This is a genomic window from Spirosoma validum (genome assembly GCF_014699035.1).
In the GTDB taxonomy this organism is placed as follows: Bacteria; Bacteroidota; Bacteroidia; order Cytophagales; family Spirosomataceae; genus Spirosoma; species Spirosoma validum.
Map to the genome: position 1 here is coordinate 317,197 of NZ_JACXAA010000008.1, position 12,413 is coordinate 329,609.

The 12,413-nt window shown below is 48.2% G+C and carries 12 protein-coding genes and 1 other RNA gene; 10 read left to right on the forward strand and 3 right to left on the reverse strand.

The window, feature by feature from the left end:
• The first annotated feature begins 126 nt into the window (after nt 1-126).
• The 3 genes from IC230_RS21725 to IC230_RS21735 all read left to right on the forward strand — a co-directional run bounded on the left by IC230_RS21725 (nt 127) and on the right by IC230_RS21735 (nt 2,864).
• Nucleotides 127-2,181, forward strand: a complete 2,055-nt coding sequence (locus IC230_RS21725; RefSeq protein WP_223860772.1) for a VWA domain-containing protein — start codon at nt 127-129, stop codon at nt 2,179-2,181.
• Nucleotides 2,182-2,293: 112 nt separating this feature from the next.
• On the forward strand, nt 2,294-2,464 hold the full coding sequence (locus IC230_RS21730) for a hypothetical protein (RefSeq protein ID WP_191041150.1): 171 nt from the start codon (nt 2,294-2,296) through the stop codon (nt 2,462-2,464).
• Nucleotides 2,439-2,864: a DUF6169 family protein gene (locus IC230_RS21735; protein ID WP_191041151.1), complete on the forward strand. Its 426-nt coding sequence runs from the start codon at nt 2,439-2,441 to the stop codon at nt 2,862-2,864. Before IC230_RS21730 ends, IC230_RS21735 begins: the two co-directional genes overlap by 26 nt.
• Before the next feature lie 119 nt (nt 2,865-2,983).
• Here IC230_RS21735 and IC230_RS21740 read toward each other — a convergent pair whose 3' ends face one another.
• Nucleotides 2,984-5,425, reverse strand: a complete 2,442-nt coding sequence (locus tag IC230_RS21740; protein WP_191041152.1) for an HRDC domain-containing protein — start codon at nt 5,423-5,425, stop codon at nt 2,984-2,986.
• 210 nt (nt 5,426-5,635) lie between these two features.
• Here IC230_RS21740 and IC230_RS21745 point away from each other — a divergent pair, with 210 nt between their 5' ends.
• From IC230_RS21745 to rnpB, 3 genes are all read left to right on the forward strand, one after another.
• Nucleotides 5,636-6,664 (forward strand): Smr/MutS family protein, encoded by a 1,029-nt coding sequence (locus IC230_RS21745; RefSeq protein ID WP_191041153.1) that lies wholly within the window; start codon nt 5,636-5,638, stop codon nt 6,662-6,664.
• Nucleotides 6,665-6,692: 28 nt separating this feature from the next.
• Nucleotides 6,693-8,132, forward strand: coding sequence for a DUF4403 family protein (locus IC230_RS21750; RefSeq protein WP_191041154.1), 1,440 nt, complete (start codon nt 6,693-6,695; stop codon nt 8,130-8,132).
• 45 nt (nt 8,133-8,177) lie between these two features.
• Nucleotides 8,178-8,573, forward strand: an RNA gene (gene rnpB, locus IC230_RS21755) — RNase P RNA component class A.
• An 11-nt stretch (nt 8,574-8,584) separates the two neighbouring features.
• On the opposite strand, the gene IC230_RS21760 is transcribed toward rnpB, so the two are convergent.
• Nucleotides 8,585-9,127 (reverse strand): hypothetical protein, encoded by a 543-nt coding sequence (locus IC230_RS21760; RefSeq protein ID WP_191041155.1) that lies wholly within the window; start codon nt 9,125-9,127, stop codon nt 8,585-8,587.
• A 193-nt stretch (nt 9,128-9,320) separates the two neighbouring features.
• Between IC230_RS21760 and IC230_RS21765 the strand changes: the two genes are divergently transcribed.
• The 4 genes from IC230_RS21765 (at nt 9,321) to IC230_RS21780 (ending at nt 11,979) form a co-directional block, all read left to right on the forward strand.
• The gene (locus IC230_RS21765) at nt 9,321-9,920 is read left to right on the forward strand and encodes a 30S ribosomal protein S16 (RefSeq protein WP_191041156.1); all 600 of its coding nucleotides are present in this window, start codon (nt 9,321-9,323) and stop codon (nt 9,918-9,920) included.
• A 110-nt stretch (nt 9,921-10,030) separates the two neighbouring features.
• On the forward strand, nt 10,031-10,633 hold the full coding sequence (rimM, locus tag IC230_RS21770; RefSeq protein WP_191041157.1) for a ribosome maturation factor RimM: 603 nt from the start codon (nt 10,031-10,033) through the stop codon (nt 10,631-10,633).
• The gene (gene trmD / locus IC230_RS21775; protein ID WP_191041158.1) at nt 10,623-11,300 is read left to right on the forward strand and encodes a tRNA (guanosine(37)-N1)-methyltransferase TrmD; all 678 of its coding nucleotides are present in this window, start codon (nt 10,623-10,625) and stop codon (nt 11,298-11,300) included. The genes rimM and trmD overlap by 11 nt, the downstream gene beginning before the upstream one ends.
• A 46-nt stretch (nt 11,301-11,346) precedes the next feature.
• Nucleotides 11,347-11,979, forward strand: coding sequence for an NAD(P)-dependent oxidoreductase (locus IC230_RS21780; RefSeq protein WP_191041159.1), 633 nt, complete (start codon nt 11,347-11,349; stop codon nt 11,977-11,979).
• Between the two features lie 58 nt (nt 11,980-12,037).
• Here the strand turns inward: IC230_RS21780 and IC230_RS21785 are convergent, their stop codons facing one another.
• On the reverse strand, nt 12,038-12,409 hold the full coding sequence (locus IC230_RS21785) for a hypothetical protein (RefSeq protein WP_191041160.1): 372 nt from the start codon (nt 12,407-12,409) through the stop codon (nt 12,038-12,040).
• Nucleotides 12,410-12,413 lie beyond the last annotated feature (4 nt).

The window sequence follows — 12,413 nt, forward strand, 5'->3', positions numbered from 1 at the left end:
CTGCATCAACGGATCATTCATCACTCATCATTCATCATTGACAACGTGCGCTCTGACGTTATTTTTCAATCCTCGCCCTGGTGGATTTTAGTGTGCCTGCTCGTTGGGGCAGTGTATGCCTTTGCTATGTATCAGCCGTTACCTCGCCTGACAGGGGGGGCAATGGTTGGAGGCTTCGATAAACGAACAACGTACGGATTGGCTGCTCTTCGCTTTGTGGTGGTCAGTTTCTTATGTTTTCTTTTATTGAACCCCCTGATTCGTAGTTTACGGACACTGACCGAAAAGCCTAAAGTGGTTCTGGCCATTGATAATTCTGAATCCGTGGCCGCAGCGGGTCGTCCTGCCCTCAACCAGACGCTAACGGCCTTACAAACGCTTCGCCAACAACTGATCGACAAGGGTTTAGACGTTTCGGTTCGTTCGCTGGGTGATAGCGTTACCGACAATGATCTGACGCAGATCCCTTTCACCCGACGCTCGACGGATTTGTCGGGACTGTTGTCGGGCATCCGCTCGGACTACGAAGGGCGTAACCTAAGCGACGTAGTGCTGATCTCGGATGGAATATTCAATCAGGGTTTGTCGCCTACGTTTGGGCAGTATCCATTTGCTGTACAGACCGTTGGACTAGGTGACACGATTCCGAAAAAAGACATTCAACTCAAAGGCATTATTGCCAACCGGATTGCTTACCTCGGCAACCAGTTTCCGGTTCAGGCTGAAATCATTAGCAGTGGCTTCCAGGGACGTAGCGCGACCGTAGTTCTACGGCAGAACGGAAAAGAACTGGGGCGTCAGTCGGTTAATTTTGGTAAAAATGATACGTTCAATCAGCTGACTTTCCAGACAACAGCTACGCAGAAGGGTGTTCAGCACTACGTTGTTGAAATAGTACCGCAACCGGGTGAGTTCAGCACGCGTAATAACCGTCAGGATGTGTATCTGGATGTGATTGACGGTAAAGAGAAAATCCTGATGCTGGCGCTGGCTCCCCATCCGGACGTGAAGGCAATCCGGAATATTCTGGAAAAGAACCAGAATTACGAGCTCGATATTCGGATTTTGACAGGAACTCCTGCCGAAGCCACCCCACCCGCCGACAAGACCTACGACTTGATTATTCTGCATCAGATTCCCGATAATGGTGGCGTGGGGAATGCACTGGTCCAGAGATATCTGGCCAAGAATACACCCGTGCTGTTTGTGTTGGGGAATCAATCGGCCCTGGGTCCATTCAATACGTCGAATGCAGTGATGCAGGTAGCGGCTCAGGCAAACCAGAGCGATAAAGTAACGGGCAATTTTAACTCTGAATTCAAGCAACTCAATTTTGATCCGGCACGACTTGAAATCCTGTCGAAATTCCCGCCGATGTCAGTGCCGTACGGGGAATTCAGATTACAGCCTGGCACTGAGGTGGTTTTATGGCAACAGGTTGGTAGTGTTCGCACGGCTAAGCCATTGCTGGCATTGAACGTAGCGAGCGGTACGGCCTCCCGGTCGCGTAAAACGGCCGTGCTGGCTGGTGAAGGACTTTGGGCCTGGCGACTCGAAGAATATGCGTTAACCGACAAGCAGGATGTGGTCGATGAGTTGATTCAAAAAGTTATTCAACTGATTTCGGTCAAAGAAGATCGACGTAAACTCCGAGTTTACCCGATACGTAACGAGTTTGTGTCGGGGGAGAAGGTTATTTTTGAGACAGAGCTGTATAATGATATTTATGAGCGACTGTTTGATAAACCCGTTCGGCTCGAAATAAGTGACGAAAAAGGATTGATTCGTTCGTTTAGCTACACACCCACAGCAGCCAATAGTCGTTTTGAAATTAGCCGCTTGCCCGAAGGAGCATATCGGTTTAAGGCAAGCGTGACTGTAAATAACCGTTCGGAGCAATCATCCGGGCAGTTTGTTGTCCGCGATTTACAGCTCGAAGCACTGAATACAACCGCTGACCATGGTATGCTTCGGCAACTCGCTCAGCAAACCGGCGGACAGTATTATACGGCCAGTCGCATCAACAGCCTGGTCCAAAACCTGACAAGTCGCCCCCATCCAGCTCGCCTGACCAGCACCGAAGAGATGAATGAGCTAATCAACTGGAGATGGTTGTTCTTCGTCGTGCTGATCTTAGCCTCAGTCGAGTGGGGGCTGCGAAAGTTTTATGGGGGATACTAAGCGTTAATTGGGTGTTTCAAAACTCGTTAAACTATTTCATCCAAAACAGATGTTTTCTGCCTGTAAGCAGAGACTTAAATTTGGTATGTTCGTCTAAAACCTAATGACTATCATGAAAACGCCACCCCAACCCATGACAGCCCGCGAAAAAATTCGCAAGCTTGTTGACGTAAAAGCACAGGTGCAACGGGAAGCGCGGGAACGATACCAGAACGATCCTGAGTATCGGGCTGTATTTGAGCGATTAGAGAAAAAAAATGCCGAAAGACGCGCCAGTAAATAAATACGAGTTTGCTGGTGGACAACAGAATTCTTATTCTTTTTCAACGTACGATAGAGTCCGATATGAAATTAAGTTCGTTCCATCGGCTTACCTGTTTGTCGATTACGTAGACCATCATGTCGATGCCTATGAAATGGTCATTGCTGTAGCCGATAATCCGAACGGTAAACGTATTCCCGCTGACCGGCTTACAGAACCCACTATCCGCGCTATTTTCTACGACTTTTTTCGTTCAAAGGAACACGTAATCATTTATATCTGCGATAGCTCCGACGGCCGACAGGAAGTCCGCTTTCGAAAATTCACGAGCTGGTATTATAAGAACATCGCCGTTGATCTGTTCAAAATGGATGCCCCCTTCCCGACGGTGACCGGTTTACGCTCTTATTCGGTATTTTAAGTAAGAAGAATCCTTATTTCAGCCAGTTTGTTGAGCTGTTTAAACGTTTGGTAGAGGCTGACAAATAAACGCTACGCTGCTTAATCAGAAGCTAAATACACTAAATTCTCATCAGGTATTTACTCCCCCGCTACGTCCTTCTCTGCTCGAATTGCATTGTATACGAACCGAACTTCGCTGTACGTTACGCTGCTGCCTAAGCCCTGCATTACTTCTCCCATAGTCGTGGGACGATACGTTTCCATATACGCTTGAATGGCTGCTAATTTGTCTACTGGTAACACATCCTCGATTGCCAGTTGACCAGCCGCTATACTCCTGGCAAGATGCCCTTCAATTGTCGAAATGGCTAACCCGCGTTCGGTGGAAATTTCAGTAATGGTTTTGCCGGAGCGGAAAAGGGTTAACGTAGCAGCATCGGAATCGCCTTTGGTGGCCTTCGGCTTCTTTTCTTTAGGCGAAGCTGAACGTGCGGTTCGCTCGGTATAATCGCGAATGACAGCTAATACGTCGTTACCGATCTGTTTTACTTTAGTTTTGCCAAATCCTTTGATAGCGAGAAGCTCGTCTTTGGTTGTCGGACGAAGGCGGGCCAACTCTACGATAGTTTTCTGGGGAAGTACCATATAGCCCGACGTATCGTGTTCGCCAGCCATGTCGTTTCGCCACTTCACCAACGCACCATATAAGCCCCCTTTTCCTGTATCATCAGCGCTTGCCGGGCGTTCGGTTTTCTTTCGATTTGGCTGGAAGTCCAGCTCGGCGCGGTTACGGGCCTGTAGGTAAGCCAGGGCGTCGAAGCCATCCCGACAGCTCTCAAAACTGCGTAGTTTACTGAACAGCTCTTTCTCTAGTTCGTCTGTGGCTTCCTGAATCGCTTCGCGCACTTGTTTATTGTCACAATCGGTTGGGCATTGGCGTAGTAACAAAAGCAACTCGTTACCGAGCACTGTCTGGAAATACGTAGCCGCTTTCTGGATTCGCTCCTGTAACAATTTGTTGCGTTCGGGAAGCTCCTCGCTGGTAAAGTAAGCCGGAAGTTGCTGCTGAAAACGCTCGGTAATGTCACGAACTTTTGTCCGTAGCAGTTCCGTCAGTTGCGTAATGATGGTGCTGCATTCGGCGTCCAGACTGCTGCCATGTTCGTTAACAATTCGGCGGCAGCGATAGAGTAAGGAGTTCGCTCGTTCGAACGAAAACAACTCCTGAAGTAGACTTTGTTGATTCGTTCGTTTGGCGTCGTGCAGATGCTCTTCGGTTGGTGTCTGCTGCTGAACCTGTTCATGGAAATCCTCTATTTCCGATTCCGTTTTGATACTACGCGACGGAATAGGGGCACGTAGTACCAGTCCATCGAGGGTTTTACAGCGACTGAGTGCTACGTATACCTGTCCGTGTGCGAAAGCGGCCGACGCGTCGATAATAGCCTTCTCGAACGTAAGACCCTGACTTTTATGAATCGTAATGGCCCAGGCGAGTTTCAACGGAAACTGCGTGAAGGTGCCAACAGCTTCGCTCTTAATTTCTTTTGTCGTCGGGTCGATGCTGTAGCGAACGTTTGTCCAGGCCGCTGGGTACACAGCAATTTCTTCGTCCTCCTGCTGACTCGTTACGTAGATGACATCATCGTCCATATCAGTTATCCGCCCGATTTTGCCGTTGTAATAGAGTTTATCACGGGAAATATCATTCTTAACGAACATCACCTGCGCCCCAACTTTCAGATCAAGACTAACTTCAGTCGGATAAGCGTGGGTTGGAAAATCGCCTTCAACAGTGGCTTCGAAGGTGTGCAGTTTCGTTTTAAGATTCTTAAGCTTGGTACTGTTGATTTGCTGAGCCGTTGTATTGTGCGTCGAGAGTGTAATATAGCCTTCCGTATCGTCGGGAGCGAAATCAGGAACGTAGCGTTGATTCAAATCCGCCAGTTGCGCTGACGTGACTGTTTTTTCACGGATGCTGTTTAGCAGACTAATGAATCGTTCGTCGGATTGCCGGTATATGTGCGTTAGCTCAATCGATACGTACGGAGTCTGACGCAACGCCCGACTACCGAAAAAATAGCCGGTTTCGTAATACGGTCTGAGCAATTCCCATTCGTCATCTTTAATGACCGGAGGCAGTTGCTGCATATCGCCGATGAGTAACAACTGAACACCTCCAAACGGCTGTGAACTGGAACGATACCGGCGAAGAATTTCATCGATGCCATCCAGTACGTCGGCTCGTACCATACTGATTTCGTCGATAACCAGCAGATCGAGGGTACGTAGCAGATTGATTTTATCACGATTGAATTTTCGGCCCTCGCGCTGGGTCGACCCCGGTACTAATGGGCCAAATGGAAGCTGAAATAGTGAATGAATCGTTACCCCACCCGCATTAATAGCTGCTACGCCCGTTGGGGCGACAACCGCAAGCCGCTTGGCGCTAAGTTGCTTGATCTGATGAAGAAAAGTTGTTTTTCCGGTTCCGGCTTTCCCGGTTAAAAAAATATTCCGGTTCGTATGGAGGACGAAATTGTGGGCAAGATCAAGTTTCTCGTTTACGGAAATAGCCATAAAAACACAGCAGTCTGAATCCGGCAAATGTACTCATTTATGGGATGAGCTTTTACTTGCCAAACGATTAGGTAAATGATTTTAAATCTAAAGGGAGGGTTTTTTGCTTATATCCGTTATACTTTTGACGAGGAATAACCGACGGGGTTAGATCGAAGTAAATAGTGACTATCGGCTAACTGAATTGGTGAACCATAACGATTGATTTGTATGAATATTGGTGATAAAGTCCGGCTATTGCGGGCGAAAGAGCAGGGAGTTGTGTCGCGGTTTCTGCCCGACGGTATGATTGAAATTGAGATTGAAGATGGCTTTCGAATACCGGTTGTCCGTTCAGAACTGGTGCTGGTCTCACCGCTGGAAGCTGAACGATTGCTGAAAACCAGTACCTATGCTCCCCAGAAAACGGTGACACCATCGGCACCAGCAATTCTGTCGAATCAGGGCGTCTATCTGGCGTTCGTACCTGTCAACGACCGTGAATATACCCTCCATTTAATTAACAATACCGACTGGGAAGTTCCTTACGTATTGGGTGAAGAATCGGCGGCCGTTGGGGGAGGAGTGCAGTTTCGAGGTCTGCATAGTGGCGTTCTGAAAGCCAAATCGCAGCAGAAAATGAACGATCTCTATACCCACGCTAAATTCGAAGAATGGCCAACGTTTGTTGTACAGGGATTATGGTTTCGGGCCGGAAAAGCGTCGTTACGGGCTCCATTAGTGAAGCGTTTTAAAGCCCGGGCTGCTACGTTCTTCAAGAATAAAACAACGGTGCCGGTTTTGCTGCAACCTGGGTTTCTAACGCAGCTGGATGCCGAAAATCAGGAGCTTTCACAACAAGATCCAGCCCCTGCCCGACCCAACCAGCCTAAGCCAACAACGATTCGGCCGGAGGACCTGAAAGCCGAAATGCTCAAACCTAAATCAGATACGAGCGCGGTTTCGGTGGAACGTCCGTCGTCGGTTGTCGATTTACATACGGAAGCGTTGTTGCCCAAAGGGCAGGAGGGACGTGGCCCGGCTGATTTGCTGAAACTTCAACTCGATACGTTCGAGAAAGCGCTGGAAAACGCCATTGCCAGTGGTATGAGCGACATTACGTTTATTCATGGTGTCGGGAGCGGTTCCCTGCGAACAGAATTGCACAAACGCTTAGGCAAGCATCCAAACGTTAAATTCTTTGAAGACGCTCAGAAACAGAAGTTTGGCTATGGTGCCACGAAGGTTACGATTAAGTAATAGTTTTTTGCCACAACGATACGCAGAGATGACACGGACATACACCAAGAAATCTCTGGGTATATCCAGGCGTCTTTGTGTATCTCTGTGTCTTAGCTTTTTTATTCTATCTTGTCAACCATCCGGTAGCCGCCTGAATCCGAAAGCCCCGAAAGAAGCCTATAACACCACCGAAATGGAAGTCCGTAACGAGCGTTTTTTGTCTACTGTTCACGTACCGGTTTCAATCGCCATGGCCGATGTCGAACGGCAAATCAATGGGCAGGTTAATGGACTTATTTATGAGGATAATAGCCTGGACGATAATAACCACGATCAGTTCATGGTGAAAGTCTGGAAGCGGGGCACAATTATCGTCAATGCACAGGACAGCCTGTTTCATTTTATTGTTCCGTTACGTATCTGGGCCAAGGCGGGCGTATCGGTACTGGGATTTACGCAATACAGGGAAACGGAATTCGAAATTGATTTACGGTTCAAAACAAAGTTTGATCTTGAGCGCGACTGGTCGGTTCATACCCAAACGCAGGCGGATGGCTACGGCTGGGTACGTCGTCCGACGGTAAGCGTTATTGGCGTAAATATTCCGATTACGAACATCGTTGGACGATTAATCGACAAAAATCTGGGTACGATTACCAAATCTCTCGACCAGCAGATTCACCGGAATATAGACTTACGAACCCCTGTGCTGAAAGCCTGGAATACGTTGCGTGAACCGTATCTTCTTTCCGAAAAATACCGAACGTATCTACAAGTGGTGCCCAAACGAATCTTGATCACGCCACTACGTTTCGAGAACCGGGTTATCCGTGCAACCATTGGTATTGAAGGCTTTACATTGACAACGACTGGGGCAAAACCCGATGTGCGTCCGGCCGTATCGTTGCCCGACTTAACGGTGGTTCCGCATGTGAAGGACGATTTTCAGATTGGCTTATTGAGCGAAGCCAGTTATGAAGAAGCCGCTAAACTGGTTGCAGAGGAGTTTGTCGGAAAGTCGTTTTCGTTCAGCGATAATCGCTACAACATTACCATCACCAGCATGGATATGTATGGTCAGAATGAAAACCTGATTATCAAAGCTGGACTCAAAGGGACCATCAACGGAGATATTTACATGAAAGGTCGTCCGTACTACGATGCCCACGATCAGACAATTTCGCTGAAAGATCTTCAGTATGATCTGGATACAAAAAACGTTCTGGCTAAATCGGCGAATTGGTTATTGAAAGGAACCTTTGCCCGAACGCTGGAAAAGCAGCTCACCATTCCGGTCGGTTCTCAGATCGCCGACATGCAAAAGCTGCTACAGGAGCGACTCAAAAATAACCAGTTAGCCAAAGGTGTCGTGATTAACGGCCATATCGACGAAATCAGGCCTGATCAGGTTTACTTAACTCCAACTGCGTTACTGGCTGTTGTGAACGCACGCGGTCGGATTGATGTGAAAGTAGAAGGCTTATAAACGACTATTGCTGATAAACTACGTATCTTTGTCCTGAGCCGAAGCGGTACGAGTCGTCTTATCGCGCCAGGTTAACCTGGTGAGGAAAGTCCGGGCAGCGTAGGGCACCCTACTTCCTAACGGGAAGGCAGATAACGGGCGACGGTTATCTGACAGCCAGTGTCACAGAAAATAAACCGCTCTGAGCAATCCGAGTAAGGGTGAAATGGTAGTGTAAGAGACTACCGCTTGCCAGGCGACTGGCGGGGCAGGATAAACCTTAGGGGCTGAAAGACCAAATAAGCGCTGAATGCGGGGCGGCTCGTCTCCGTTCCGAAGTAATTCGGACGTCAGCGCGGGTAGGTCGAACGAGGTGATCGGTGACGATCATCCCAGATAAATGATAAGACGCCGGACCGTAAGGCCCGGCGACAGAACCCGGCTTATAGACTCGTACCGTGTCGGCTTTTGGGCTATATGCCTAAATCAATGTACATGGAATAGCCTTCGCTATCAAGAACAAATAGTTTGCTTTTTTTGCAGTAGGCTACCTTCGCATCGCTGTACCAGACGTGCGTGCCGTTGGGATTCTTCAGATACATACGTACGTCACCTGTTTTATTACTGGTAACAAAAACAATGGCGTCGCGTTCGAGATCCAGAAATTGAACTTTTGAAAAGGTAGCATAGGCCAGCGCTTTATCGGGCACAGTAATGTTCCACTCAATCGCCTGGGCTTTTATGGCATTGTCTATCGCCTTAAACGTAGTAGCCGTCTCCTTTGAAATCGTTGTGTTATACTTGCTATCCAGATGTGGGAGTATGGTTATAGTAGCAGATAACGGCTTCGTTTTTACATCTTTGAAAGTAAGGCCAAACTGTACGCCACAGGTAAGCTTAAGCTCAGGAAAGTCGAATGGACCCCGACTCGCTGTCAAAGAGATTGTAGCTGCCTCATCGATAGCCTCACTCATTTTACCGACTTTGATCTCGCCGGTCTTTACTACTGTTGACATGATTGTGTAAGTTTTTGAAGGTTTGACGGATTCGTAGGACTGTCCCAATCAATAAGTTTTGACTAGAGCACCTATTCATAACCATTTGTCGTTATTTCTCAACCTATGGAAACAACCTTGTAAAATTTTTTGTACCTTTGCGGCCACGTTTTACAGGGGAGATGCGTCTCCCATCAAAACCAAGCAAGCACAAATGGCTGTTAAAATTCGTTTAGCGCGTCGCGGACGCAAGAAAATGGCGATGTATGACATCGTAGTGGCAGAATCAACATCGCCACGTGATGGCCGGTTTATCGAAAAAATCGGTTCGTACAACCCCAACACCGACCCTTCGACGGTCGTATTAAAGTCAGAACGGGCTATCCACTGGCTTATGGTAGGTGCTCAGCCGACCGATACCGCACGTTCGGTATTGTCGCATGAAGGCCTGATGTATCGCAAACACCTACAGGTAGGTGTCAACAAAGGAGCTATCTCTCAAGAGCAGGCTGACGAGAAATTCTCGACCTGGCAAGAAGATAAGTCGAATCGCAAAGCGAATGCTGCCGATACCAAAACTCAAACCAAGGAGCAAGCTCGTGCGGCTCGTCTGGAAGCGGAGAAAAAGGTTAACGATGCGCGTGCTGAAGCGATCGCCAAGAAAAACAAAGTTGAAGAGCCCGTAGCAGAGGTTGCTGAAGTAGAAACTCCAGCGGCCGAAGAAGCACCGGAAGTAGAAGCGGCTGCACCAGCAACGGAGGAACCAACTGCAGAAGCAACTCCAGCTCCGGAAGAAAAACCGGCTGCGGAATAGTTTCTATTCAGAATTTGTTAGTGAAGAGCCTGTTCTTTCCTGGACAGGCTCTTTTTATGAGTAACGCGGGTGGGAACCCGCATTCCAGGCGGCTTTCAACCGCGTTCCGTATGACTAAAGACGATTGTTATCAGGTAGGCCATATCACCAAAACCCACGGCGTAAGCGGTGAACTGGTCCTTTTTTTAGATGTTGACAACCCATCCGAATATGCCGACCTGGAGTCAGTGTTATTGGAGGTAAAAGGCGAGTTAATCCCGTACTTTATCGAGTCCATCGCTATCGTAAAGGGGAGCCGGGCAATTATTGCTTTCGAGGATATTGACACCATTGAGCAGGCTGAACGGCTAATCAACTGTGGCGCTTTTTTACCCCTGGAGGAATTAGAGCCCATTACGGACGAAACCCGATTCTACTTCCACGAAATTGTAGGTTATCAAGTTGTTGACGCGAATGAAGGCGAATTAGGGATCGTACGAGGTGTTTACGCTATGAACGCACAAGATCTGATCGCAATGGATTATCAGGGCAAAGAGGTTTTGATACCAATCAACAGCGACATTGTCAGGACTATAGACCGCGCTACTCAGAAATTGAACGTAGCACTACCCGACGGACTTTTGGCCATTTACATGGAAGACGACAGTAAGCAGAAGCCGGAGATAGACGGCGATACAGCTGAACTCAGCCCGGACGATACCGATGAGGATTGACATTATCACCTGTTTACCAAAGCTTCTGGATAGCTTTTTTGCGCATTCCATACTTCAACGGGCGCAACAGGGCGGTTACGTAGAGCTCATTGTGCATGACCTGCGCGACTTTACGCTCGACAAGCATCGGCGGGTGGACGATTATGCGTTCGGTGGGGGAGCGGGTATGGTGATGCAGATTGAACCGATCGCCCGTTGTATTCGGTCCTTGCAAGCCGAGCGTACGTACGATGAGATAATTTATATGACGCCCGATGGCGAACGGCTTAATCAGAAAACGACTAACTTACTATCGTTACGTCAGAATCTGATTATTCTCTGCGGTCATTACAAAGGGGTAGACGAGCGCGTTCGGGAACTGTTTATTACGAAAGAGATCAGTATTGGCGACTACGTACTAAGTGGCGGGGAACTGGCTGCCTGCGTACTTTCGGATGCAATTATTCGCCTGTTGCCGGGTGTGTTGAATGATGAAACCTCTGCTTTGACGGATTCTTTTCAGGACAATTTACTGGCTCCTCCCGTTTACACACGTCCGGCTGAGTATGAAGGCCATCGCGTACCCGATATTCTTTTATCAGGCCATGAAGCCAAAATAGACGATTGGCGATATGAACAGGCAATGGCCCGTACGAAGGCAAGACGTCCTGATTTATTAGAACCGTAGCCTATACGGTTTTTGAACCGAGTAGCTAATTTGGGGTTATATACCTATGCAAATTTTAGTCGTAGGAGCAACAGGTGGAACCGGGCAACAAGCCGTTGAACAGGCTCTTCAACGCGGACATTACGTGACGGCTTTCGTCCGTGATCCGGCGAAATTGACCATTCAACACCCAAATTTGACCGTTGAGATTGGTGATGTACTCAAACCAGAGACAATATTGCCCGCTGTTCGGCGCCAGGACGCTGTTTTCTGCGCGCTTGGTAGTAAACCTGGTCAGAAAGACGAAGCAGTGGCCAGAGGCACCATCAATCTGATGGATGCTATGAAACTATCGGGCGTTCGTCGATTGCTGGTTGTTTCATCGCTGGGCGTAGGGACGAGTTATGAAGAAGCACCGCTGCCTAGTAAACTTATCATTAAAACGCTCTTAAGCGGAGCAATTGATGAAAAAGAAAAACAGGAACAGGCTGTTCGGGAAAGTAATCTGGACTGGATTATTGCCCGACCCACTCGCCTGACTGATGGGCCTGCTACGGGAAAATATCGACTTGGCGAACATCTTCCTTTTTCTACCTTTTCTATGCCAAGCATCAGCCGTGCCGACGTAGCCGCTTTTCTGCTCGATCAACTCGAAAGCGATACGTATCTGCATAAATCCGTAACGATAACGGGTAAATAAGCCGTGTTACCACGGTGGTGTCAGGTTCGAAAACCTGACACCACCGTGGTAACACGGCTTATTTACCGGGCTGTGAGCTAACAATTTTGCAATCGCAGCGTTTGGTTTCAGCGGGCAACGTAACGGGTTTATCGAACTGACTATTCGGGAGTAATGTGCGGGAAAATGTCGTGTACTTTTCTTTTAACATAGTCCCGTTGTCATCAAACGCCCTGACCTGTACGGATATATCGCTGTGCGAACGGGAGGATAAATTCCTCACTTCCACATTGACTGTTGACGTGACCAGGACATTAGCCAGGTCTGAACAATCTACGGCCAGGTCGATGGTTTGGGGGGTAAACGATGTATTGTTTTGTCGGGAGACAACGTAGAGTACAATACCGCCCACAATAACAATGAGCAAAATTAGTCTTATGAGCGCTTTCATACGT

What these genes read in the sequence shown, in the direction of transcription:
- IC230_RS21725 (WP_223860772.1), top strand. Translation starts at nt 127, where the DNA reads ATGTATCAGCCGTTACCTCGCCTGACAGGGGGGGCAATGGTTGGAGGC.
- IC230_RS21730 (WP_191041150.1), top strand. Translation starts at nt 2,294, where the DNA reads ATGAAAACGCCACCCCAACCCATGACAGCCCGCGAAAAAATTCGCAAG.
- IC230_RS21735 (WP_191041151.1), top strand. Translation starts at nt 2,439, where the DNA reads ATGCCGAAAGACGCGCCAGTAAATAAATACGAGTTTGCTGGTGGACAA.
- IC230_RS21740 (WP_191041152.1), bottom strand. Translation starts at nt 5,425, where the DNA reads ATGGCTATTTCCGTAAACGAGAAACTTGATCTTGCCCACAATTTCGTC.
- IC230_RS21745 (WP_191041153.1), top strand. Translation starts at nt 5,636, where the DNA reads ATGAATATTGGTGATAAAGTCCGGCTATTGCGGGCGAAAGAGCAGGGA.
- IC230_RS21750 (WP_191041154.1), top strand. Translation starts at nt 6,693, where the DNA reads ATGACACGGACATACACCAAGAAATCTCTGGGTATATCCAGGCGTCTT.
- IC230_RS21760 (WP_191041155.1), bottom strand. Translation starts at nt 9,127, where the DNA reads ATGTCAACAGTAGTAAAGACCGGCGAGATCAAAGTCGGTAAAATGAGT.
- IC230_RS21765 (WP_191041156.1), top strand. Translation starts at nt 9,321, where the DNA reads ATGGCTGTTAAAATTCGTTTAGCGCGTCGCGGACGCAAGAAAATGGCG.
- rimM (WP_191041157.1), top strand. Translation starts at nt 10,031, where the DNA reads ATGACTAAAGACGATTGTTATCAGGTAGGCCATATCACCAAAACCCAC.
- trmD (WP_191041158.1), top strand. Translation starts at nt 10,623, where the DNA reads ATGAGGATTGACATTATCACCTGTTTACCAAAGCTTCTGGATAGCTTT.
- IC230_RS21780 (WP_191041159.1), top strand. Translation starts at nt 11,347, where the DNA reads ATGCAAATTTTAGTCGTAGGAGCAACAGGTGGAACCGGGCAACAAGCC.
- IC230_RS21785 (WP_191041160.1), bottom strand. Translation starts at nt 12,409, where the DNA reads ATGAAAGCGCTCATAAGACTAATTTTGCTCATTGTTATTGTGGGCGGT.